Source organism: Streptomyces sp. NPDC107546 (assembly GCF_055639175.1).
Genome location: NZ_JBVKBA010000002.1, coordinates 78,291 through 100,582 on the forward strand (window position 1 = coordinate 78,291; position 22,292 = coordinate 100,582).

At 72.4% G+C, this 22,292-nt stretch carries 21 protein-coding genes; 7 read left to right on the top strand and 14 right to left on the bottom strand.

Translation table 11 applies throughout. The features are described from left to right. Positions 1–65 precede the first annotated feature (65 nt). From ACZ7L1_RS02890 to ACZ7L1_RS02930, 9 genes are all read right to left on the bottom strand, one after another. Entirely contained in the window at positions 66–689 is a 624-nt protein-coding gene (locus ACZ7L1_RS02890) for a GntR family transcriptional regulator (protein WP_200417025.1), read from the bottom strand. 193 nt (positions 690–882) lie between these two features. Next, positions 883–2,730: a 2-oxoglutarate dehydrogenase, E2 component, dihydrolipoamide succinyltransferase gene (sucB, locus tag ACZ7L1_RS02895; RefSeq protein WP_471433648.1), complete on the bottom strand. Its 1,848-nt coding sequence runs from the start codon at positions 2,728–2,730 to the stop codon at positions 883–885. A 99-nt stretch (positions 2,731–2,829) separates the two neighbouring features. Continuing rightward, positions 2,830–4,218, bottom strand: a complete 1,389-nt coding sequence (gene lpdA / locus ACZ7L1_RS02900) for a dihydrolipoyl dehydrogenase (protein WP_471433650.1) — start codon at positions 4,216–4,218, stop codon at positions 2,830–2,832. Positions 4,219–4,521: 303 nt separating this feature from the next. Next, entirely contained in the window at positions 4,522–6,051 is a 1,530-nt protein-coding gene (locus ACZ7L1_RS02905; RefSeq protein ID WP_471433652.1) for a leucyl aminopeptidase, read from the bottom strand. A gap of 252 nt (positions 6,052–6,303) precedes the next feature. After that, positions 6,304–7,086 (bottom strand): adenosylcobinamide-GDP ribazoletransferase, encoded by a 783-nt coding sequence (locus ACZ7L1_RS02910; protein ID WP_471433654.1) that lies wholly within the window; start codon positions 7,084–7,086, stop codon positions 6,304–6,306. Between the two features lie 40 nt (positions 7,087–7,126). Next, positions 7,127–7,810, bottom strand: coding sequence for a hypothetical protein (locus tag ACZ7L1_RS02915; RefSeq protein ID WP_471433655.1), 684 nt, complete (start codon positions 7,808–7,810; stop codon positions 7,127–7,129). Positions 7,811–7,892: 82 nt separating this feature from the next. Next, positions 7,893–9,674: a phosphatidylglycerol lysyltransferase domain-containing protein gene (locus tag ACZ7L1_RS02920; protein WP_471433657.1), complete on the bottom strand. Its 1,782-nt coding sequence runs from the start codon at positions 9,672–9,674 to the stop codon at positions 7,893–7,895. 66 nt (positions 9,675–9,740) lie between these two features. Next, positions 9,741–10,808 (bottom strand): nicotinate-nucleotide--dimethylbenzimidazole phosphoribosyltransferase, encoded by a 1,068-nt coding sequence (cobT, locus tag ACZ7L1_RS02925; RefSeq protein ID WP_471433659.1) that lies wholly within the window; start codon positions 10,806–10,808, stop codon positions 9,741–9,743. Positions 10,809–10,890: 82 nt separating this feature from the next. Then, on the bottom strand, positions 10,891–12,090 hold the full coding sequence (locus ACZ7L1_RS02930; protein ID WP_471433661.1) for a bifunctional adenosylcobinamide kinase/adenosylcobinamide-phosphate guanylyltransferase: 1,200 nt from the start codon (positions 12,088–12,090) through the stop codon (positions 10,891–10,893). 113 nt (positions 12,091–12,203) lie between these two features. Between ACZ7L1_RS02930 and ACZ7L1_RS02935 the strand changes: the two genes are divergently transcribed. Beyond that, complete coding sequence (locus ACZ7L1_RS02935) at positions 12,204–12,413, top strand: hypothetical protein (RefSeq protein WP_471433663.1); 210 nt, start codon at positions 12,204–12,206, stop codon at positions 12,411–12,413. Positions 12,414–12,454: 41 nt separating this feature from the next. On the opposite strand, the gene ACZ7L1_RS02940 is transcribed toward ACZ7L1_RS02935, so the two are convergent. The 3 genes from ACZ7L1_RS02940 to ACZ7L1_RS02950 form a co-directional block, all read right to left on the bottom strand. Then, on the bottom strand, positions 12,455–13,528 hold the full coding sequence (locus ACZ7L1_RS02940; RefSeq protein ID WP_471433665.1) for a S1C family serine protease: 1,074 nt from the start codon (positions 13,526–13,528) through the stop codon (positions 12,455–12,457). Between the two features lie 72 nt (positions 13,529–13,600). After that, complete coding sequence (locus tag ACZ7L1_RS02945; protein WP_471433667.1) at positions 13,601–14,302, bottom strand: class I SAM-dependent methyltransferase; 702 nt, start codon at positions 14,300–14,302, stop codon at positions 13,601–13,603. Positions 14,303–14,385: 83 nt separating this feature from the next. After that, positions 14,386–15,015 carry a DUF3043 domain-containing protein gene (locus ACZ7L1_RS02950; RefSeq protein WP_471433668.1) on the bottom strand — a complete coding sequence of 210 codons (630 nt, stop codon included), beginning with the start codon at positions 15,013–15,015 and terminating at the stop codon, positions 14,386–14,388. 299 nt (positions 15,016–15,314) lie between these two features. Here ACZ7L1_RS02950 and ACZ7L1_RS02955 point away from each other — a divergent pair, with 299 nt between their 5' ends. From ACZ7L1_RS02955 to ACZ7L1_RS02975, 5 genes are all read left to right on the top strand, one after another. Continuing rightward, positions 15,315–16,112, top strand: coding sequence for a PspA/IM30 family protein (locus tag ACZ7L1_RS02955; RefSeq protein ID WP_471433670.1), 798 nt, complete (start codon positions 15,315–15,317; stop codon positions 16,110–16,112). Positions 16,113–16,137: 25 nt separating this feature from the next. Beyond that, positions 16,138–16,416 (top strand): PspA-associated protein PspAA, encoded by a 279-nt coding sequence (gene pspAA / locus ACZ7L1_RS02960; RefSeq protein WP_471433672.1) that lies wholly within the window; start codon positions 16,138–16,140, stop codon positions 16,414–16,416. 208 nt (positions 16,417–16,624) lie between these two features. After that, on the top strand, positions 16,625–17,854 hold the full coding sequence (locus ACZ7L1_RS02965; RefSeq protein WP_471433674.1) for a sensor histidine kinase: 1,230 nt from the start codon (positions 16,625–16,627) through the stop codon (positions 17,852–17,854). Positions 17,855–17,876: 22 nt separating this feature from the next. Beyond that, positions 17,877–18,554 carry a response regulator gene (locus tag ACZ7L1_RS02970; protein WP_471433676.1) on the top strand — a complete coding sequence of 226 codons (678 nt, stop codon included), beginning with the start codon at positions 17,877–17,879 and terminating at the stop codon, positions 18,552–18,554. Positions 18,555–18,631: 77 nt separating this feature from the next. Next, on the top strand, positions 18,632–18,766 hold the full coding sequence (locus tag ACZ7L1_RS02975) for a hypothetical protein (protein WP_471433678.1): 135 nt from the start codon (positions 18,632–18,634) through the stop codon (positions 18,764–18,766). Between the two features lie 57 nt (positions 18,767–18,823). On the opposite strand, the gene nadA is transcribed toward ACZ7L1_RS02975, so the two are convergent. Beyond that, the gene (nadA, locus tag ACZ7L1_RS02980; RefSeq protein ID WP_471433680.1) at positions 18,824–20,008 is read right to left on the bottom strand and encodes a quinolinate synthase NadA; all 1,185 of its coding nucleotides are present in this window, start codon (positions 20,006–20,008) and stop codon (positions 18,824–18,826) included. Between the two features lie 322 nt (positions 20,009–20,330). On the opposite strand from nadA, the gene ACZ7L1_RS02985 reads away from it, so the two are divergent. Beyond that, the gene (locus ACZ7L1_RS02985) at positions 20,331–20,687 is read left to right on the top strand and encodes an iron-sulfur cluster assembly accessory protein (RefSeq protein WP_055491910.1); all 357 of its coding nucleotides are present in this window, start codon (positions 20,331–20,333) and stop codon (positions 20,685–20,687) included. 77 nt (positions 20,688–20,764) lie between these two features. On the opposite strand, the gene ACZ7L1_RS02990 is transcribed toward ACZ7L1_RS02985, so the two are convergent. Continuing rightward, positions 20,765–22,285, bottom strand: a complete 1,521-nt coding sequence (locus ACZ7L1_RS02990; protein ID WP_471433682.1) for a hypothetical protein — start codon at positions 22,283–22,285, stop codon at positions 20,765–20,767. Between the last annotated feature and the right edge of the window lie 7 nt (positions 22,286–22,292).

Below are 22,292 nucleotides of genomic sequence, written 5' to 3' on the forward strand. Positions count from 1 at the left end.
GCGGCGCGTCCCGCACCGCCGGTCACCGCCCTGGAGACTGATCGCCGGAGCGGCGGGAAAGGATTTCACGCCCTCGGCGCGCAGCCGAGCACATGGGCCTTCACCAGGTCCGCGATCCTCGGGTCGCGGCGCTTGAACGCCTGTACCAGTTCCTCGTGTTCCTCCGCGTACGACTGCTGGACCGTGCCCAGCCAGCGGATCGACAGGGCCGTGAAGACCTCGATGCCCAGGCCCTCCCAGGTGTGCAGCAGCACCGAGTTGCCCGCCGCCCGGACCAGTTCCCGGTGGAAGGCCACGGTGTGCCGTACCTGCGCCGTACCGTCCGACCTGCGGTCCGCCTCGTAGAGCGCGGCCACGTGCGGTTCCAGCGCCGAGCAGTCCTCCGCCAGCCGCTGCGCCGCCAGCTCCGCCGCGATCGCCTCCAGACCGGCCCGGACCGGGTAACTCTCCTCCAGGTCGGCCGCCGACAGGTTCCGCACCCGTACGCCCTTGTTCGGCGCGGACTCGATCAGCCGCAGCGACTCCAGCTCGCGCAGCGCCTCGCGCACGGGCGTCTGGCTGACCTCCAGCTCGGTCGCGATCCGCCGCTCCACGATCCGCTCGCCCGGCTTCCAGCGACCGCTGACGATCCCCTCCACGATGTGCTCGCGGATCTGTTCGCGCAGCGAGTGGACGACGGGCGCGGTCATGAGGGCTCCTTAGAAAGGGGCCCAGTGGCCCCCGGGGGCGTTCGACGTTTAGACAATACGGCCGCCACCGCCTGGGGGAAGGGCGCATACCGGCGCTTTTGCGCAGGTGAGACGAGGCTTACACCCGGCAAACGCGACGCCCCCGCCGGAGAGCTCCGGACGGGGGCGTCGTACAGCCGTATCCCTGAGGGGATCAGAGGCCGAGCTCGACCTCGAACTCGCCCGCCTCCAGGATCGCCTTGACCGTCGTCAGGTAACGGGCCGCGTCGGCGCCGTCCACCAGGCGGTGGTCGTAGGACAGAGTCAGGTAGGTCATGTCGCGGACGCCGATGACCGTGCCCTCCTCCGTCTCGATGACGGCCGGGCGCTTGACCGTGGCGCCGATGCCGAGGATCGCGACCTGGCCCGGCGGCACGATGATCGTGTCGAAGAGCGCACCGCGCGAACCGGTGTTGGAGATGGTGAAGGTCGCGCCGGCCAGCTCGTCCGGCGTGATCTTGTTGCCGCGGACCTTGGACGCCAGGTCGGCGGTGGCCTTGGCGATACCGGCGATGTTCAGGTCACCGGCGTTCTTGATGACCGGGGTCATCAGGCCCTTCTCGGAGTCCACCGCGATACCGACGTGCTCGGTGTCGAAGTAGGTGATGGTCCCCTCGGCCTCGTTGATCCGGGCGTTGATGACCGGGTGGGCCTTCAGCGCCTGGGCGGCGGCCTTGACGAAGAACGGCATCGGGGAGAGCTTGACGCCCTCACGCGCCTGGAACGAGGCCTTCGCCCGCTCGCGCAGCTTCATCAGGCGGGTCACGTCGACCTCGACCACCGAGGACAGCTGGGCCTGCTCGTGCAGGGCCTTGACCATGTTGTCGCCGATGACCTTGCGGATCCGCGGCATCTTGATGGTCTGACCGCGCAGCGGGGAGACCTCGAGCGCCGGGGCCTTCGCGGCCGGTGCAGCGGCCGGAGCCGGGGCTGCGGCGGCGGCCTTCGCGGCCTCGGCGGCGGCGATGACGTCCTGCTTGCGGATACGGCCGCCGACGCCGGTGCCCTTGACGCTGGACAGGTCGACGCCGTTCTCGGCGGCGAGCTTGCGCACCAGCGGGGTGACGTAGGCACCCTCGTCGGTCGGCTGGGCGGCCGGAGCAGCCGGGGCCGGGGTGGGCGCAGGCGCGGCCGGCGCGGGAGCCGGAGCCGCGGGCTGGGCCGGGGCCGGGGCGGCAGCGGCGGGTGCCGCCGGGGCGGCGGGGGCCGGGGTGGGCGCAGGCGCGGCGGGAGCCGGAGCCGGAGCAGCCGGGGCCTCGGCGGCGGGCGCCGGGGCGGGGGCGGCCGGGGCCGGGGCGGCCGCAGGAGCGGCACCCGGGGCGCCGATGACGGCGAGCTTGGCGCCGACCTCGGCGGTCTCGTCCTCACCGACGACGATCTCGAGCAGCACACCGGAGGTGGGCGCCGGGATCTCGGTGTCGACCTTGTCCGTGGAGACCTCGAGCAGCGGCTCGTCGGCCTCGACGGTGTCGCCGACCGACTTCAGCCAGCGGGTGACGGTGCCCTCGGTGACGGACTCGCCGAGCGCGGGCAGGACCACCTCGGTGCCCTCGGCGGTGCCGGCACCGGCGGTGGCCTCGGCGGTCGGGGCCGGCGCCGGGGCGGCCTGCTCGGTGGAGGGGGCCACCGGTGCCTGGGCGGCCGGAGCGGCCGTGGGGGTCGGGGCCGGGGCGGGAGCGGCCTGGGCGGCCGGGGCCGCAGCAGGGGGCGCGGCGGCAGCCGCTCCGGTGGAGCCGGTGCTTGCACCGGGGGCCGGGGCACCGGAGCCGTCGTCGATGACGGCCAGCTCGGCGCCGACCTCGACCGTCTCGTCCTCGGCGACCTTGATGGAGGACAGCACGCCGGAAGCCGGCGCCGGGATCTCGGTGTCGACCTTGTCGGTCGAGACCTCGAGCAGCGGCTCGTCGGCCTCGACGCGTTCACCCTCGGCCTTCAGCCAGCGGGTGACAGTGCCCTCGGTGACGCTCTCACCGAGCGCCGGAAGGGTTACGGAAACCGCCATGGTTTCGGTTGCTCCTTACGGATGGGTCTCCCCCAGTTCGAGCGGGGTCGAGGACCAGGGGAAGCGGAAGTCTGTGTCGTCGCGTTCGTCGACCGAGGGTCAGTCGTGTGCGTGCAGCGGCTTGCCGGCCAGGGCCAGGTGGGCCTCGCCGAGCGCCTCGTTCTGCGTCGGGTGGGCGTGGATGAGCTGGGCCACCTCGGCCGGCAGTGCCTCCCAGTTGTAGATCAGCTGGGCCTCGCCGACCTGCTCGCCCATGCGGTCGCCGACCATGTGGACGCCGACCACGGCACCGTCCTTGACCTGGACGAGCTTGATCTCGCCGGCGGTCTTGAGGATCTTGCTCCTGCCGTTGCCCGCCAGGTTGTACTTCAGGGCGACGACCTTGTCCGCGCCGTAGATCTCCTTGGCCTTGGCCTCGGTGATGCCGACGGAGGCGACCTCCGGGTGGCAGTACGTCACCCGCGGCACACCGTCGTAGTCGATCGGAACGGTCTTCAGACCCGCCAGACGCTCCGCCACCAGGATGCCCTCGGCGAAGCCGACGTGGGCCAGCTGGAGGGTCGGGACCAGGTCGCCGACGGCGGAGATGGTCGGGACGTTGGTGCGCATGTACTCGTCGACGAGGACGTAGCCGCGGTCCATGGCGACCCCGGCCTCCTCGTAGCCGAGGCCCTGCGAGACCGGGCCGCGGCCGACGGCGACGAGGAGGACCTCGGCCTCGAACTCCTTGCCGTCGGCCAGGGTGACCTTCACACCGTCCTGGGTGTACTCGGCCTTCTGGAAGAAGGTGCCGAGGTTGAACTTGATCCCGCGCTTGCGGAAGGCGCGCTCGAGAAGCTTGGAGGAGTTCTCGTCCTCGACCGGGACGAGGTGCTTGAGGCCCTCGATGATCGTGACCTCGGAGCCGAAGGACTTCCACGCGGAGGCGAACTCGACGCCGATGACGCCGCCGCCCAGGATGATCGCGGACTTCGGCACGCGGTCCAGGACGAGGGCGTGGTCGGAGGAGATGATGCGGTTGCCGTCGATCTCCAGACCGGGCAGCGACTTCGGCACGGAGCCGGTCGCGAGCAGGACGTGGCGGCCCTGGATCCGCTGGCCGTTGACATCGACGGAGGTCGGGGAGGACAGGTAGCCCTCACCCTCGATGTAGGTCACCTTGCGGGAGGCGATCAGTCCCTGCAGACCCTTGTACAGGCCCGAGATGACATCGTCCTTGTACTTGTGGACGGCCGGTACGTCGATGCCTTCGAAGCTGGTCTTGACACCGAACTGCTCGCTCTCGCGGGCCTGGTCGGCGATCTCCCCCGCGTGCAGCAGGGCCTTGGTGGGGATGCAGCCCCGGTGCAGGCAGGTGCCGCCGACCTTGTCCTTCTCGATCAGGGCGACGTCCAGGCCCAGCTGCGCCCCGCGCAGGGCCGCGGCGTAACCACCGCTACCACCGCCGAGGATCACTAGGTCGAAAACGGTGCTGGCGTCGTTCGCCACGTCACGTCCTCCATGCATGTGCGCCGTGCGCCGGTCGTCGGTGACCGGCAGGCGGCTGGTGTCCGGCCGCTTGATGCTTCGGCCCTTCGGTGGGGCCCTGTCCTGCCGAGACCCCATCTTTGCACTTGTCGGCGGCCACCGAGACGCCGGGCCGGTGTGTGAGACGTCTGATCCGTCACGTCGGCAAGGTCGCGGCGTCGGCGGGCCGTACGGATTTCGTCGAGGGCGTAACGCCCCGCGCGATGGCGAGGGCGCCCCCGGACCGCGCCGGTCCGGGGCCGCCCTCGTCGTTGTGTGCCGCGGTCAGCCCAGGTCGCCGGCGGCCGCCAGCTCCGCGAGCCGGACCAGCGTGCGCACCGCCGAACCCGTGCCGCCCTTCGGTGTGTAGCCGAACGGGGCCTGCTCGTTGAAGGCCGGTCCCGCGATGTCGAGGTGCGCCCAGGTGATGCCCTCGCCGACGAACTCCCTCAGGAACAGGCCGGCGACCAGGCCGCCGCCCATCCGCTCGCCCATGTTCGCGATGTCGGCCGTGGGGGAGTCCATGCCCTTGCGTAGGTGCTCCGGCAGCGGCATCGGCCAGGAGTCCTCGCCGACCTCCTCGGCCGCCTCGTGGACCGCTGCGCGGAAGGCGTCGTCGTTCGCCATGATCCCGAAGGTGCGGCTGCCGAGCGCCAGCATCATCGCGCCGGTCAGGGTGGCGACGTCCACGATCGCGTCCGGGTTCTCCTCCGAGGCCGCCCACAGCGCGTCCGCGAGGACCAGCCGGCCCTCGGCGTCCGTGTTGAGGACCTCGACGGTCTTGCCGCTGTACATGCGCAGCACGTCACCGGGGCGGGTCGCGGAGCCCGACGGCATGTTCTCGGCGAGGGCGAGCCAGCCGGTGACGTTCACCTCGAGACCGAGGCGGGCGGCGGCCACGACCGCGGCGAACACCGCCGCCGCGCCGGACATGTCGCACTTCATGGTCTCGTTGTGGCCGGCCGGCTTCAGCGAGATGCCGCCCGAGTCGTAGGTGATGCCCTTGCCGACGAAGGCCAGGTGCCTGCTCGCCTTGGAGTGCGTGTACGACAGCTTCACCAGGCGCGGGGCGGAGGCGGAGCCCGCGCCGACGCCGAGGATGCCGCCGTAGCCGCCCTTGGCCAGCGCCTTCTCGTCGAGCACCTGCACCTTGATGCCGTGCTCCTTGGCCGCGGTCTGTGCGAGGGCCGCGAAGGCCGCCGGGTTCAGGTCGTTCGGCGGGGTGTTGATCAGGTCGCGGGCGCGGTTGAGCTCCTCGGTGACCGCGACGGCTCGCTCCACGGCCGCCTTGTACGCCTTGTCGCGGGGCTTGCCGCCGAGCAGGGCGATCTCGGCGAGCGGGGCCTTGCCGTTCTTGGCGTTCCGGCCGTTCTTGCCGTTCTCCTTGTACGTGTCGAAGGAGTACGCGCCGAGCAGCGCCCCCTCGCCGATGACGCCGGCGTCGGCGGCGTCCGTGATCGGCAGCGCGAAGGCGGCCTTCTTGGAGCCGACGAGCGCGCGGGCCGCGGATCCGGCGGCGCGGCGCAGCGCCTCGGCGGTGAACGCCTCGTCCTTCTCCGGCTCGGCACCGAGGCCCACCGCCACCACGACGGGGGCCTTGAAGCCGGAGGGCGCGGGCAGCTTCGTCACCTCGCCCTCGGCACCCGAGGCGCCCAGGGTCTGCAGGATGGCGGCGAGCCTGCCGTCGTACGCCTGGTCCACGGCCTCGGCGCCCGGTGCGACGACCGGGCCCTCAGCGCCCTTCGCGACACCGACCACGATCGCGTCGGCGCGCAGGCCGGCCGCGGCGGCGGTGCTGAGAGTGAGAGCAGTCACGGTGGTGAAATCTCGCTTCCGATTGAGTTTCAGGTGGCCGAACGGATGGGGTCGGCCGGCCCGGGAACCGACCCTAGGCCCTGCCCCGTATCCGGTTTTCACCTGGGCAGGGAAACACCCGGCACGAGCCTACGCGCGGTGGCCGGTTTCCGTGGTGCCCGGCGTCGGCGATCACCACCGGGACGGTCGCGCACTCCCCGAAGTCCGCCCGGCGGAGCGTCCGGTACGACCTGAGGCGTGGCGGCGCCCTGTTCAGCCCAGTGACAGCACGACGAGTGCCGCCGTCGCGGCGGTCTCCGCGAGCCCGCCGAAGACATCACCGGTGACCCCGCCGAAGCGGCGCACGCAGTGCCGCAGCAGCAGTTCGGCGACGGCGACCGCGACGACGACCGCGAGGACCGTACGGGCCGTGTCGTACGCCCCGAGGAGCGCGCCCGCGGCCGCCGCGGTCACGGCGACGGCGATGGTCACCGCCAGCGCACCGCCCGCCGGCACCACGCCCGCGACCGCGGCCCCGAGCCCCTCGGGCCGGGCGGCCGGTATGCCGTCACGCGCGGCCAGCGTGAGGGCCAGCCGGGCCGCCGTCGCGGAGACGACCGCCGCGAGGACCCCCCGCTCCAGGGAGTGGTCGTACGCCTGCGCGAGCGCCGCCACCTGCGCCAGCAGCACGAGGAGCAGCGTGATCACCCCGAACGGCCCGATGTCGGACTGCTTCATGATCCGCAACGCGTCCTCGGCGGGCTTGCCGCTTCCGAGCCCGTCGGCGGTGTCGGCCAGCCCGTCCAGATGCAGCCCCCGGGTGAGCACGGCGGGCACGGCGGCGGAACCGACGGCGGCGAGCAGAGCTCCCGCACCCAGCAGGTCCAGCACCGCCCCGGCCGACCCGGCGATCCCCCCGACGACGACTCCGGCGAGGGGCGCGCACAACATGCCTCCACGCGCGGCGTCCCGGTCCCAACGGGTGACCTTGACGGGAAGCACGGTGAGGGTGCCGAAGGCGAAACGGAGGCCATTCGCGGGCGGGATCCTGGACACGGCGGCAGCGTAGCTGGCCGAGCTGACACGCCCCGGACCCTCACCCCCGGGTATCACGCAACCACGACGCGTCCAGGGACCGTTGCCGCAGCTCCGACACCCCGCACACCAACACCACCGCCCCGATCGCCGCGATGTGCTCCTTGCCCGCGAGGTTGTCCTTCACGACCAGCTCCACGACCATCGCCGCGATCACCACGCTCCCCGTGACGCGCGCGCCGTACCGCCAGCACAGGAACAGGGCCAGCCCGATCACCGCCGCCGACGGCCCGGTGTCGACGACCTGCGCGTCCGTCGCGGGCAGCCCCAGCGGATGGTGCGCGCCCAGTCCGATGCCCACGCGCGCGTACAGGGTGCCGGACAGCGTGGCCGCGTAGGCGATGGAGAGGGTGCGCCACCAGCCCAGGCAGATCTCGGCGATCCCGAAGACGAACAGTATCTGCAGCAGCGCCCCCCACACCGGCAGGTCGAGCGCCGGTACGAAGAGGGAGAGCGGGGTGCGCAACAGGGCCAGCCACAGCGGCTCCTCGGCCCGTACCGATCCGATGTTCTGCACGAACTGAAAGCCCCACGACTGGTTCTGCACGAACTGCAGGATTGACGTGAGGCACACGGCCGCGAGCGTCATCGGCAGCGCCCGCCAGGTGCGCCGGACGAGTGCCAGACGCACGGTGACGTACGGCGGTCCCCACTCGGCGCGCACCAGACGGGCGAGGGCGTTCATCCAGCGGTCCGCATCTGCCCGGCACGCATCGACTCCCCGGCGCCCGTCATCTGCCCGCCGCTCGTCATCTCCCCCGTGCTCCTCACCTGTGTGACTGGAGGTGCTTGCGGTGCAGCCACTTCGGCAGTCCCGGTGCCTCCAGGAACCCTTCGGCACGCGCCGACGCGATGCCGATGCGCAGCAGGTCCGCGCTCTTCTCGAAGAGCAGGAATCTGGGTTCCCAGATGGGCCGGTACTTCGCGTTGGCCCGGTACAGCGACTCGATCTGCCACCAGCGCGAGAAGAAGCTGAGCAGCGAACGCCACAGCCTGAGCACCGGTCCGGCGCCGAGCCGTGCACCACGTTCGAAGACGGAGCGGAACATGGCGAAGTTGAGCGAGACCTGCGTGACCTCGATCTCCCGGGCGCGGCGCAGCAGTTCGATGACCATGAACTCCATGAGGCCGTTGTCTGAGTCCCGGTCGCGCCGCATCAGGTCAAGCGACAGGCCGTGCGGTCCCCACGGCACGAAGGACAGCAGCGCCCGCAGCCGTCCCTCGCCGTCCCTGCACTCCAGCATCACGCACTGCCCGTCCTCCGGGTCGCCGAGCCTGCCCAGCGCCATGCTGAAGCCCCGTTCGGTGGCCCCGTCGCGCCAGTCGTCGGCCTTGCGCAGCAGGAACGCCATCTCCTCGGCGGGGATGTCCGCGTGGCGCCGGACGCGGACCGTGTACCCGGCGCGTCGGACCCGGTTGCAGGCCTGGCGGACGGTGCGCATGGCCCGCCCCTCGAGGGTGAACTCGCCGACGTCCACGATGGCTTCGTCGCCGAGTTCCAGGGCGTCCAGCCCGTGCCGCGCGTAGACGGTCCCTGCCTCCTCGCTCGCGCCCATCACTGCCGGGATCCAGCCGTGCGTGCGGGCCTCGGCGAGCCACGGCTCGATGGCGCCGGGCCAGGCCTCCGGGTCGCCGAGCGGGTCGCCGGAGGCGAGCGAGACGCCGCCGAGGACGCGGTAGGCGACGGCCGCCTTGCCGGTGGGCGACCAGATGACGCTCTTCTCGCGGCGCAGCGCGAAGTAGCCGAGGGAGTCGCGCTCGCCGTGCCGCTCCAGCAGCGCCCGCAGCCGTTTCTCTTCGTTCTCGGTGATCGGGTCGACGGCGCGCCGGGAGCGGAACGCGGCGTACAGGACGGCGAGGACGAGCAGCGTGCTGAACACGTTGATGGTGACGTTGACCCAGTTGGGGGTGGCGATCTCCGGGTAGTGCGAGTCGTCGACGGTGACCGAGACCAGGCGCAGGGTGCCGTAGCGCCAGCGCTCCGGGAAGGTCGAACGGTGGGCGTCGCGCGCGGTGTTGGTGACGGTGACCAGGAGCGCGGCGAGCAGCGAGGAGACGAGCAGACCACCGGCGGCGACGGCGGCGGCGAGCCGCGGGTTGGACCGGTCGCCCTTGGCGTAGAACTCGCGCCGGCCGACGAGGAGTGCGCCGGCGAAGGCCGCGGTGAGGACCAGGGAGATCCAGTTCTGGGCGTACTGCCGGATCTCCGGGAAGGTCATGGCGAACGCGAACAGCAGCAGGAACGGGCCGCTGAGCGCCAGGTTGAGGATCCACGCGGCCCGCTTGCGGCGCCGCATGGTGACGGCGAGGAACATCGTGAACACGCCGGAGGCGAAGCCCGCGGTCAGCAGGTACGGCGTGAACAGGTTCTCCTGGTTGTGCCGTCGCACGTCCTGCCCGAACGAGACCCAGACGGCGGAGAGGAAGTTGATGAACGTGACGGCGCGCAGGTACCAGACGGCGCACGCGGCGGCCCGCCGGGAGGCCCGCCCCCCGCCCCCCGGCCGAACCGAGCGTTCCCGTTCCACGCTAAATCGGGCATCTCCCATGAAGGGCGATGATATGGGGCGCTCAAGGGAGTGCGGGGGAGCGGTTCGAGGCAGAAATCGGCCAGTTCACCCCTTGTCGCCGGCCTCCGCGGGCTTCTCCGGGAGCTCCGCCGCCAGCGCGGCGGCGGCCTGCACCAGGGGCAGCGCCAGCAGGGCCCCGGCTCCCTCACCGACCGTCACACCGTGGTCGAGCAGCGGTTCCAGGGCCATCCGGTCCAGAGCCTTGGCCTGGGCCGGCTCCCCGCTGTTCTGGCCCGCCAGCCACCAGTCCGGCGCGCGGAACGCGATCCGCTGCGCGACCAGCGCGCACGCCGCCGACACCACCCCGTCCAGGATCACCGGCGTCTTGCGCACCGCGCACTGCAGCAGGAAGCCGGTCATCGCGGCCAGATCGGCACCGCCCACCGCCGCCAGCAGCCGCAACTGGTCCCCGAGCACGGGCCGGGCCCGCCGCAGCGCGTCCCGGATCGCCGCACATTTGCGCATCCACGTCAGGTCGTCGATCGCCAGGCCTCCGCGCCCGGTCACCACGGAGGCGTCGGTCCCGCACAGCGCGGCGATCAGCACCGCCGCCGGCGTCGTCCCGCCGACGCTCACATCGCCGAGGACGACCAGGTCCGTCCCGGCGTCCGCCTCCTCGTCCGCCACCGCGACCCCCGCCCGGAACGCCGCCTCCGCCTCCTGAAGCGTCAGCGCGTCCTCCACGTCGATGCGTCCGCTGCCGCGCCGCACCCGGTGCCGTACGACGTCCTGCGGAAGCCCCTCGGGGTCGCAGTCCAGCGCCATGTCCACCACCCGCACGGGCACGCCCATCTGCCGGGCCAGGATCGACGCCGGGCTGGCGCCGTCCAGGACCGCCCGCACCAACTGGTCGGCGCCGCCCGTCGGCCGCGCCGACACGCCGAGCGAGGCGACCCCGTGGTCGCCCGCGAACAGCACCGCGCGCGGCCGCTCGATCGGCCGCACCGGCACGGCGGACTGCGCCGCCGCCAGCCACTCACCCAGGTCGTCCAGTCGCCCCAGCGCCCCGGGCGGCACGATCTGACGCTCCCGGCGCGCCTCCGCGTCGCGGCGCACCCCGCCGTCGGGGCGCTCGATCAGATCGGTGAAGTCGTCGAGATTAAGCGAGCTCATTCGCCGAACAGTACCGGCAGAGATCGAACGCCAGGGCGCCACCCGCGGTCAGGGTGTGCCGTGAAGGACGTCCCTTCGGCCGTCATCCGCGGAGCGTCAGCGCCTGCCCGGCCACCACCAGCAGCACATGCTCGCACTCCGCCGCGAACGCCGTGTTCAGACGGCCGAGTTCGTCGCGGTAGCGGCGGCCGGACGCGGTCGCCGGGACGATGCCGGAGCCCACCTCGTTCGAGACGGCGACGACCGTCCGCCGGGTCTCACGGACCGCCGCCGCCAGTTCCTCCACCCGGGCCCGCAGCGCCCGCTCGCCGCCCGTCGCCCACTCGGTGTCGTCCCACGCGTTCACCGCGTCCATCGCGTCCGTCAGCCACAGCGACAGACAGTCGATCAGCAGCGGCGCCCCGTCCTCCTTCAGAAGCGGTACGAGGTCGCAGGTCTCGACGGTGCGCCAGGAGCCGGGCCGCCGCTCACGGTGCGCGGCCACCCGCGCCGTCCACTCCGTGTCCCCGCCCCGTGTCCCGCCCGTCGCCACGTACAGCACGTCGGGAAACGCCTCCAGGCGCCGCTCCGCCTCCACCGACTTGCCCGACCGCGCCCCGCCCAGCACGAGGGTGCGCCGCGGCACGTCCGGTACGTCCTCATAGGCTCCGACGGGCAGCACCGTGCCGTCCGGCACCGCCCGCGCACCCGCCGCCGCGAGCCGCCGCGCCAGCTCCGCGCCCGGCGGTACGTCATGGTCCAGATGGGCGGCGACGACGTCCGTGGTCGGCCCGAGCGCCCCCACCGCCCGCAGTTTCGCCAGCGCGTCCGGCCGCCCCACGACATCGGCGACCACCATGTCGTACGGCTCCGCCGGCCCCGCGATCCCAGCGGGCGCCGCGCCCGGCGGCAGATACAGCAGCCGCATCCCGTCCGGACCGGTCACCGCGTACCCCGTGCCCGGCGCGTCCATCGCGAGCGCCCGCACCCGGTGCCCGGTCAGCAGCGCCAACTCCCGTCCGTCCGGCACCCGACCGGGCTCCGGCAGCCCCGCCGGGACCTCCACCGGGGGACCGTCGTGCGGATGCGTGAGCAGCACCTGCCGTACGCCCGCCAGGGACTGCCCGGCACGCGCGGCCGCGAATGCCGCGCCCGGCGTCAGGTCGAGCAGCAGCGCCCCGTCCACGAGCAGGGAGGTCGCCGCCCGCGCCTCGGCTCCCAGCGCCCGCGCGCAGGCGGCGCAGGGACAGTCGGGGCGGGGGAGTCCGAGCGGGGCACCGGTACCGAGCAGAGTGAGTTCCACGGACCCGATTTTCCCGGGTCGTCGCACGTCTTGCGCGTCCGGCTACCCTCGGATCACGAGCCGGACCAAGATCCGGCCCCTGGTTCGCAGGTGCTCACATCGTGGAGGCGTACATGGTGGCATGGACGTGGCGGTTCGAGAAGGCCGACGGGACGGAGGTCCAGCCCGCGGTCGCGCCCGAGGAGTTCACCACGCAGGGGGACGCCGAGTCCTGGATCGGGGAGCACTGGAAGGAACTGCTCGCCGGAGGAGCCGACCAGGTGTGGCTGTTCGAGGACGGCACGGAGATCTACGGGCCCATGAGCCTGCACGCCGAGGAGTAGTCCACCGGCACGGGGCGAGGGCCCGGCCCTCGCCCGTGCCCTTACTGCTGGCCCAGCGTGACGTCCACCGTCTTCCGGTGACCGTCCCGCAGGAACGTCACCGTCGTCCGCTGCCCCGGCTTGTCACCGGCGAGCGCCTCCGCGAGGGACGTCACCGTGGTGATGCGCGTGTCACCGAGTGCGGTGATGATGTCGCCCGCCCTGAGCCCCGCCCTGTCGGCCGCGCCCCCGCTCTTGACGTCGACCACCGCGGCCCCGGACGGCTGGTAGCTGTCGTCCACCACCGTGCGGGCCGAGATGTCGAGGGCCGCGCGTCCCGAGTCGGTGACGTGCCCGGTCCTGATGATCTGGTCGGCGACCGTCTTCACCAGGGACGCCGGGATCGCGAAGCCGATGCCGGGTGCCGCGCCGCCCCCGAGCTCCGGGTCGACCGCGGCGAGCGTGGGGATGCCGATGACCTGGCTGCCGAGGTTGACCAGCGCGCCCCCGCTGTTGCCCGGGTTGATCGCCGCCGAGGTCTGCACCATGTTCCCGATGGTGGCGCCCGTGCCCCCGTCGCGGCCCTCGCTGACGGTCCGTCCGGTCGCCGACACGATCCCCTGCGTCACGCTCGACGCGAGCCCGAGTGGGGAGCCCATGGCGAGCACGATCTGCCCCACCTCGACCTTGGCCGAGTCCCCGAAGGCGGCCGCCTTCAGCCCTCTCGGCACTCTGTCCAGCCGGATGACGGCGAGGTCCTGCTCCGGGTACGAGGAGACGAGCCGGGCGGTCAGGGGCTGCTCGCTGTTGGGGATGGTCACCTCGAACGCCCGGTCGCGCCCGATCACATGGGCGTTGGTGACGATGTGCCCCTTGCCGTCGTAGACCACGCCGGACCCCAGGGCGTTGCCCGTCCGGATCTGCACGACGGACGGCAGGACGTCCTTGACGACTCGCTGGTACTCGCTCTGCAGGTCGTCCGCCGCCGTGGCCGGGGCCGCCCGACTGTTCGCCGTGTCCTCCGTCCGGGCCGGGGCCCCGGAGCCGTCGGTGCAGCCGCCCAGCAGGAGCAGACAGCAGACGAGGAGCGGGGCGCACAGCCGGTACGGGACACGGCGGGTACGGGAAGCGTCCATGCCCCGAGTGTCACCAAGGGTCGGCGGCCCTGCCCCCGGTGCTCACCCGAACGTGGATCCGCCGGGCGGCCCTCAGCCGCGCACGCCGCACAGATGCAGCAACGCCGCGACCCCGCGGTACGGGTCCGTCCGTCCGGCCCGCTCCTCCACCGCCAGCAGCGTCTCGGCATCGGCGGGAACCGCCGCGTCGTCCGCCGCCGTGTCGGTGAAGACCCGCACCCCGTACCAGGCGTGCAGCGGTGCGCCGATCCCCGCCAGCGTCGCGGTCAACGCCTCCAGCCGGTCCGCGCGCACCTGCAGGCCGAGCCGGTTGGTGTAGGACACGGTGCCGAACGCGGCCAGCGCGCCCGCCCAGTCACCGGACAGACCCGGCCGCATCGCCAGCGCGTCCCCGTTCCGCACCAGCAGGGAGAGCAGCCCACCGGGCGCCAGCATGCGGGCCATGCCCGCCAGCAGGGCGTCCGGCTCCTCGACGTACATCAGCACCCCGTGGCACAGCACCACGTCGAAGCTGCCCGGCAGGAAGTGCACGCCGGTGTCCCGGCCGTCGCCCTCGATGATCCGCATCCGCTCCCGGATGCCCTCCGGCTCACCGGACAGGGCCTCGCGGGCTACGGCGATCATCTTCTCGTCGCGCTCGAGCCCGGTCACCTGGTGCCCCGCCCGGGCCAGGCGCAGCGCCTGCGTCCCCTGGCCCATGCCCACGTCGAGCACCCGCAGCCGCTGCCCGACCGGGAACCGCCCGGCTATCTGCTCGTCCAGCTGCCGGGCCACCAGCTCCTGCCGTACGACATCACGCAGACCGTCGAGCCTGCTCAGCCAGGCGTCCGCCGCGCCCCCCGAGAAAGACGTCGTGCTCAGGGCCGCTCTCCGCGCTTGACCTGCGGCTTCGGAAGCCGAAGCCGGCGCATCTGCAGAGAGCGCATCAGGGCGTAGGCGACCGCGCCCCGCTTGTTCTGGTCGGGGAAGCGCTCGCTGAGCCGCTTGCGCAGCCGGAACGCGGAGAACACCGAGTCGACGACGATCCCCAGGATCACGATCAGCCACAGCAGCAGCGCGATCGACTGCAGCGCACCCACCCGCACCACACTCAGCACGAGGATGACCACGGCCATGGGCAGGAAGAACTCCGCGACGTTGAGCCGGGAGTCGACGTGGTTGCGCGCGAACTTGCGGACCGGGCCCTTGTCCCGCGCCGGCAGGTACCGCTCGTCACCGCCGGCCAGCGCCTGGCGCTGCTTCTCCAGCGCGACGCGCCGCTCCTCGCGCTGCCGCTTGGCGGCATCCTTGCGCGACATCGAGGTGTTGGCGACGCTGCGCCGCTGGGACTGGGCCTCATTGCGCTTGGGCGTGGGCCTGCCCTTCGGGGCCTGCGGGTCACGGGGCTGCTTGGAGTCGGTCACCGGCGCCTTGTCGGCGATCGGGGCCTTCTCTTCCTTGGCACGGCTACGGAACACAAAACCCAAGGGTACGGGGTGCCCCCGCATGGACCCCAGCCCCGTGGGGAACGATCCGGCAACACCGCTCGTCTCCAGGGGGACAGAGCGGCCGTAAAAGGATGACCGCCGACGTTCTTCCACAGGGTGGCTGAGGGAATCCCGGCGTCTGCCCGTACGTAAGCCCGGGGGACGCCTACTCCCTACGCCGGAGCGGGACCGTACGCAGTCGTCCTTGGGGATGACCGCATCCGTTCCCGAACAGTGCGGTAATGGATGCAGGGCCCGTACTGTGGGTTCTGTCGTAGGACTGTGAGCCGGAGTCGGTCAGAAGGGGGCGCGCGAAGCCCATGAGCGGTGTCATGAAGCGTATGGGGATGATCTTCCGCGCGAAGGCGAACAAGGCCCTTGACCGGGCCGAGGACCCGCGCGAGACCCTCGATTACTCGTACCAGAAGCAGCTGGAGCTGCTGCAGAAGGTGCGCCGCGGCGTGGCGGACGTGGCCACCTCGCGCAAGCGCCTGGAGCTCCAGCTCAACCAGCTCCAGCAGCAGTCGTCGAAGCTGGAGGACCAGGGCCGCAAGGCGCTCGCGCTGGGCCGCGAGGACCTGGCCCGCGAGGCGCTGTCCCGGCGGGCGGCGCTCCAGCAGCAGGTGACGGACCTGGAGACCCAGCACCAGACCCTGCAGGGCGAGGAGGAGAAGCTCACGCTCGCGGCTCAGCGGCTGCAGGCGAAGGTGGACGCCTTCCGCACGAAGAAGGAGACCATCAAGGCGACGTACACGGCGGCCCAGGCGCAGACCCGGATCGGCGAGGCGTTCTCCGGCATCTCCGAGGAGATGGGCGACGTCGGCCTCGCGATCCAGCGCGCCGAGGACAAGACGGCCCAGCTCCAGGCCCGCGCCGGCGCCATCGACGAGCTGCTGGCCTCCGGCGCCCTGGACGACTCCTCGGGCATGGCCAAGGACGACATCCAGGCCGAGCTGGACCGGCTCTCCGGCGGTACGGACGTGGAGCTGGAGCTGCAGCGCATGAAGGCGGAGCTGGCGGGAGGCTCGTCCGACCAGCGGCAGGCGCTCGAGGGCGGCACCGGGCAGGGCCAGAGCCAGTCCCAGCCGCAGGACACCCCGCGCTTCGACAAGCAGTAGCCGGTCTCGCGCCCGAGGAGGCGGCATGATCGTACGGATCATGGGTGAGGGGCAGGTACGCCTGGACGACGCCCACGTCACCGAGCTGAACAAGCTGGACGACGAGTTGCTCGCGGAGATGGAGCACGGCGACGAGGCCGGCTTCCGCCGCACCCTGACGGCACTGCTCGAGGAGGTCCGCCGCCTGGGCGCTCCGCTTCCGGACGACTCCCTGGAGCCGTCGGAGCTGATCCTGCCGTCGCCGGACGCGAGTCTGGAGGAGGTCAGGGAGATGCTGAACGGGGACGGGCTGATCCCGGGCTGACAGGCGGCACTGTTCAGCCGGGGTGGGCAGTACCAGCCCGTCTGGGGGTGCCGCCTGCACGAAGAGCTTGAGGGAGACCGAGGACGAGGCCGTTCAGGCCGATGGCGGGGCAGGGGGGCAGCAGCCCCCAGACGGTATGCGCATGCGCACCGGCAGGCACACCCGACCCTGGTTCCGCCCGCCGCAGGCGCCCCGTACCGTGAAAGCCGTGAGCACCCTGGAACGCACCCGGTGCCAGATCCGCGCCCATCCCCTCGCCCTGGACGCTGCGCTGGCCCTCGGTGTCCTCGTCGTCATGCTGGCCACCTCCTTCGCCGACCCCCACGGCGAAAAGGGCACCTGGGGGGCCCACACCCCCGACGCCCTCAGCCTCGTCCTCATGGTGCTCGGCGCGGCAGCGCTGGTCCTCCGCAGGCGGTGCCCCATGGCCGTCCTCGCCGTCACCGTCGCCCTGTCCCTCGTGGAGCTGGTCACCGCCGACCCGCGCGCCCCCGTCGCGATGTCCGCCGTCGTCGCCCTCTACACCGTCGCCTCCACCACCGACCGCCCCACCACCTGGCGCGTCGGCCTGCTGACCATGACCGTGCTCACCGCCGCCGCCATGCTCACCGGCCCCCTGCCGTGGTACGCGCAGGACAACCTCGGCCTCTTCGCCTGGACCGGCATGGCAGCGGCCGCAGGCGACGCCGTGCGCAGCCGCCGCGCCTTCGTGCAGGCCATCAGGGAGCGCGCCGAGCGTGCGGAGCGCACCCGTGAGGAGGAGGCCCGCCGCCGCGTCGCCGAGGAACGGCTGCGCATCGCCCGCGACCTGCACGACGTCGTCGCCCACCACATCGCCCTGGTCAACGTGCAGGCCGGAGTCGCCGCCCACGTCATGGACAAGCGGCCCGACCAGGCCAAGGAAGCGCTCTCCCACGTCCGCGAGGCCAGCCGCTCCGCACTCAACGAACTCCGCGCCACCGTCGGCCTGCTCCGCCAGTCCGGCGACCCCGAGGCCCCCACCGAACCCGCCCCCGGCCTCGCCCGCCTCGACGAGCTCGCCGACACCTTCCGCAGCGCAGGGCTCCCCGTGGAGGTCGCCCGCGCCGACGACGGCACGGCCCTGCCCGCCGCCGTGGACCTGGCGGCGTACCGCGTCATCCAGGAGGCCCTCACCAACGTGCGCAAGCACGCGGGGCCCACCGCCAAGGCCGAGGTCAGCGTCGTCCGCGTGGGCCCGGACGTGGAGATCACGGTCCTCGACGACGGCCCCGGCGAGGACACCGCACCCGGCGACGACGACGGCCACGGCGGCCACGGCCTGCTCGGCATGCGGGAGCGCGTCACCGCCCTCGGCGGCTCCCTCACCACCGGTCCCCGCTACGGAGGCGGCTTCCGGGTCCATGCCATCCTGCCGATCGAGCAGCACACCACGACCGCAGCCGGGGGGACCGTGTGACCGCCGCCCAGGGAGCGCCCGTATGACCATCCGGGTCCTGCTCGCCGACGACCAGGCGCTGCTCCGCAGCGCCTTTCGCGTGCTCGTCGACTCCGAGCCGGACATGGAGGTGGTGGGCGAGGCGGCCGACGGCGCGGAGGCGGTACGGCTGGCCGGGGAGCGGGGCCCCGACGTCGTCCTGATGGACATCCGCATGCCCGGCACGGACGGCCTCGCCGCCACCCGCCTGATCAGCGCCGATCCCGCCCTCGCCCACGTCCGGGTGGTCATCCTCACGACCTTCGAGGTCGACGACTACGTCGTGCAGTCGCTGCGCGCCGGCGCGTCCGGCTTCCTCGGCAAGGGCTCCGAGCCCGAGGACCTGCTGAACGCCATCCGCGTCGCGCACGGCGGCGAGGCACTGCTGTCGCCCGCCGCCACCAAGGGGCTCATCGCCCGGTTCCTCGCCCGGGGCGACGACGACGGCCGCGACCCGGCACACTCCGACCGGCTCGGCACCCTCACCGTCCGGGAGCGCGAGGTGCTCGTCCAGGTCGCCGGCGGTCACTCCAACGACGAGATCGCCGAGCGCCTGGAGGTCAGCCCGCTGACGGTGAAGACACACGTCAACCGAGCCATGGCGAAACTGGGCGCCCGCGACCGGGCACAACTGGTGGTCATGGCCTACGAGTCGGGACTGGTGCGCCCACGCGTGGACTGAGCGGCCTCCGGACGACGCGTCCACCCGGCGCCGCGGCCGGGGACGGCGGGCCGGCGGTTGTAGCAGAGGAGGCAGTGATGTCTGAGCCAGATGCATGGGAGGCCCTTCTCCGGCTCATGCCGCCCACGGCCGAGAGCGACACGTCGCTCGACTGGGACGCGATGCGTGACGCATGGCGGAAGGAGTTCCCACCCGGCGGCGGCACCCCGTAGCCGCACGCCAGGGCCCCGGCCGCCCGGTGAGGCGGCCGGGGCCCTGTCACGTCCGCGCTACGGCAGCGCCAGCATCCGCTCCAGTGCCAGCTTCGCGAACGCCTCCGTCTCCTTGTCCACCTCGATGCGGTTGACCAGGTTCCCCTCGGCCAGGGACTCCAGGGCCCACACCAGGTGCGGCAGGTCGATGCGGTTCATCGTGGAGCAGAAGCACACCGTGCGGTCGAGGAAGACGATCTCCTTGCCCTCCGGCGCGAAACGGTTCGCCAGGCGGCGGACCAGGTTCAGCTCCGTGCCGATGGCCCACTTCGAGCCCGCCGGGGCCGCTTCCAGCGTCTTGATGATGTACTCGGTCGAACCCACGTAGTCCGCCGCCGTCACCACCTCGTGCCTGCACTCGGGGTGCACCAGCACGTTCACGCCCGGGATCCGCTCCCGCACGTCGTTCACCGAGTCCAGGCCGAAGCGACCGTGCACCGAGCAGTGGCCCCGCCACAGGATCATCTTCGCGGCGCGCAACTGCTCGGCTGTCAGGCCGCCGTTCGGGCGGTGCGGATTGTAGACGACGCAGTCGTCCAGGGACATGCCCATGTCGCGCACCGCGGTGTTGCGGCCCAGGTGCTGGTCCGGCAGGAACAGGACCTTCTCGCCCTGCTGGAACGCCCACTCCAGGGCCCGCCGGGCGTTGGACGACGTGCAGATCGTGCCGCCGTGCTTACCGGTGAACGCCTTGATGTCCGCGGACGAGTTCATGTACGACACCGGCACGACCTGCTCGGCGATCCCCGCCTCGGTCAGCACGTCCCAGCACTCGGCGACCTGCTCGGCCGTCGCCATGTCGGCCATGGAGCAGCCGGCCGCGAGGTCGGGCAGGACCACCTTCTGGTGGTCGGACGTCAGGATGTCCGCCGACTCCGCCATGAAGTGCACACCGCAGAAGACGATGTACTCGGCCTCCGGCCGCGCCGCGGCGTCCCGGGCCAGCTTGAAGGAGTCGCCCGTGACGTCCGCGAACTGGATGACCTCGTCGCGCTGGTAGTGGTGCCCGAGCACGAACACCTTGTCGCCCAGCTTCTCCTTGGCCGCGCGAGCGCGCTCGACCAGGTCCGGGTCGGACGGGGAGGGAAGCTCGCCTGGACACTCGACGCCCCGTTCGCTCTTCGGGTCGGCCTCGCGGCCGAGGAGCAGGAGGGCGAGGGGCGTCGGCTGTACGTCGAGCTCCTGGGTCTGGGCGGTGGTCACGACACGCACCCTTTCTGTTCTGCGGCTCGCCGGCCCTTCAGGCGGGCCGGCGGGACATGCGGGACAAGCCTTTTCGTCGAATTGACGCTATCTATCATAACCGCTTCATGTCACTTTGACGATGGCGATAGCGTCGATGTGACGTGAATCCCGGCCTGCCGACGGCCGCCCCTCCACAGGCCGGTGTGCGTGTTCCGGCGTGTATGCGAGCATGAGGAAGAAGCGAGACGCGAAAAGACGCGCGCGGGCCCGGAATGAATCCGCGGCCACGCCGGTTGCACTCGTCGGCAAGCAGTCTCCGTACAACCCGGGAGAGATGTAGATGTCCGTACAGGACGAGACCACCACCGTCACCGACGGCATCATCCTGACCGACGCCGCCGCGGCCAAGGTCAAGGCCCTGCTCGACCAGGAAGGCCGTGACGACCTGGCGCTGCGCGTCGCGGTTCAGCCCGGCGGCTGCTCCGGCCTGCGCTACCAGCTCTTCTTCGACGAGCGCTCGCTCGACGGCGACGTGGAGAAGGACTTCGGCGGGGTCAAGGTCGTCACCGACCGCATGAGCGCCCCGTACCTGGGCGGCGCGACCATCGACTTCGTCGACACCATCGAGAAGCAGGGCTTCACCATCGACAACCCGAACGCGACGGGCTCCTGCGCCTGCGGCGACTCCTTCAGCTGAGCAGCGCCCACCAGTAGGCGTGTGAAGGCGGCGTCCCCCACCCGGGGGGCGCCGCCTTCGTCCGTCCGTGGGGCCTCCTACCGCGCGAGCGGAGGCCCCGCCCCGTCGGCGGGCACCGTCCCCTTCGGGATCGGCGCGCCGTCCGAACCGACCACCTGGCGGCCGCCCAGCGGCGCCTGGAGGTGCAGCGTCTCGTGGTAGACCTTGGCGATCATGATGCACACCTTGCCCCGCCAAGGCGTCTCGGTCACGGTCACCGTCACCTTGTCCGAGCCCTCGCTCACGGACGCCGCGTAGTCGGCGCACACCCCGCCCTCGTAGGCGATGGTGAGGTCCCGGCCGTCGGCGGTGTAGCCCATCACCTTCACGTCATGCTTGGTGGGCGCCGGGGGCGGCGTCCCGCCCGGCGCGCCCGTACCCGGGGACGGCGTCCGGCTCGGCTGTCCCGGCGGCTGCGGAGTGGTCAGATACTGCGGGTCGATCGCCGGATACGTCACCGTGAGGTCGTCCCCGCCTCCCGTCGGCCGTACCTCGAACAGCCACGACGGCACCAGCACCGCCTGGCCGTTCACGGAGTGCCGGGCCAGCCCGAACACCGCGCCGTCCACCGTCGCCGACGCCCGCTTCGGCGCCGCGGTGGACGCCCCGCACGGCTTCTCGTCCCGCTCCTGGACCGGTACGGGACTGGCGCAGCCGCCGATGCCCTTGCGGCCGTAGGACGGCGCGCCGTTCATCAGCTCCAGCGTCCGCTTCGCGTCGAGAACGGGATACGCCGCTCCCTTGACCGGCGCCTTCAGGTTGCCGCTGCCGCCCGCCACGCGGCCGTCGGCGGCCACCTGGATACCGGTCGACCAGCCGTGCGTGGGCAGCCCGCCGACCTCCGGATCGGCGTTCACCACCCGAAGGGAGCCCAGGAGCTGGTGCGCGTCCAGCTTGGCGTCGTCCTGGCCGAGCGCCTTCAGCACCGGAGCGGCGGCCCGCTTCGCCACGGCCTCGCTCACCGCGGCGGAGGAGCCCTCGGCCGAGCCCTGCGCGGAGGCGCACACCTTGGTGCCCTGGCACAGGTTGTCGGACCCGGGCCCGTACCGGCTGAACGTCCACATGCCCGGTGCCTGCCCGGCCACCCGCAGCAGCGGCTGTGCCCCGTCCTTGCCGCCGCCCACCGTCCAGGAGTCGCCGGCCCGCTGCGGCGTGCCGGCGACGTCCAGCGCCTTGGCGAGCCGGGCCACCTCGTCCCGCGTCACCTCGCCCTTCGCCCAGTACACGGGCGCCGACCCGGGTCCGCCGGGGAGCTTGCCCGCCGCGCGGTACGTCGTGCCGTACGGGTTCGGCTCGCCCACCGCGATGCCCGGTGAGCCGACCCCGCCGAGGCCGTCGAGGGCCAGCGCCGGGGGAGCGCCGTCACCGCCCGGTGCGGAGGAGCCGCCGGACCCGCCGGACAGGCTCGTGGCCAGATACGCCCCGCCGCCCCCCACCAGCAGGACCGCGGCCGCGACCGAGGCGACCACCACCGGGGAACGCCGTCGCGGCACGGTGCCGCCCCCGTCCTCGGGGACGTCCGCCGGCTCGCTCACGTCGTCGGGTCGCTCGGTGTTCACCGCATCG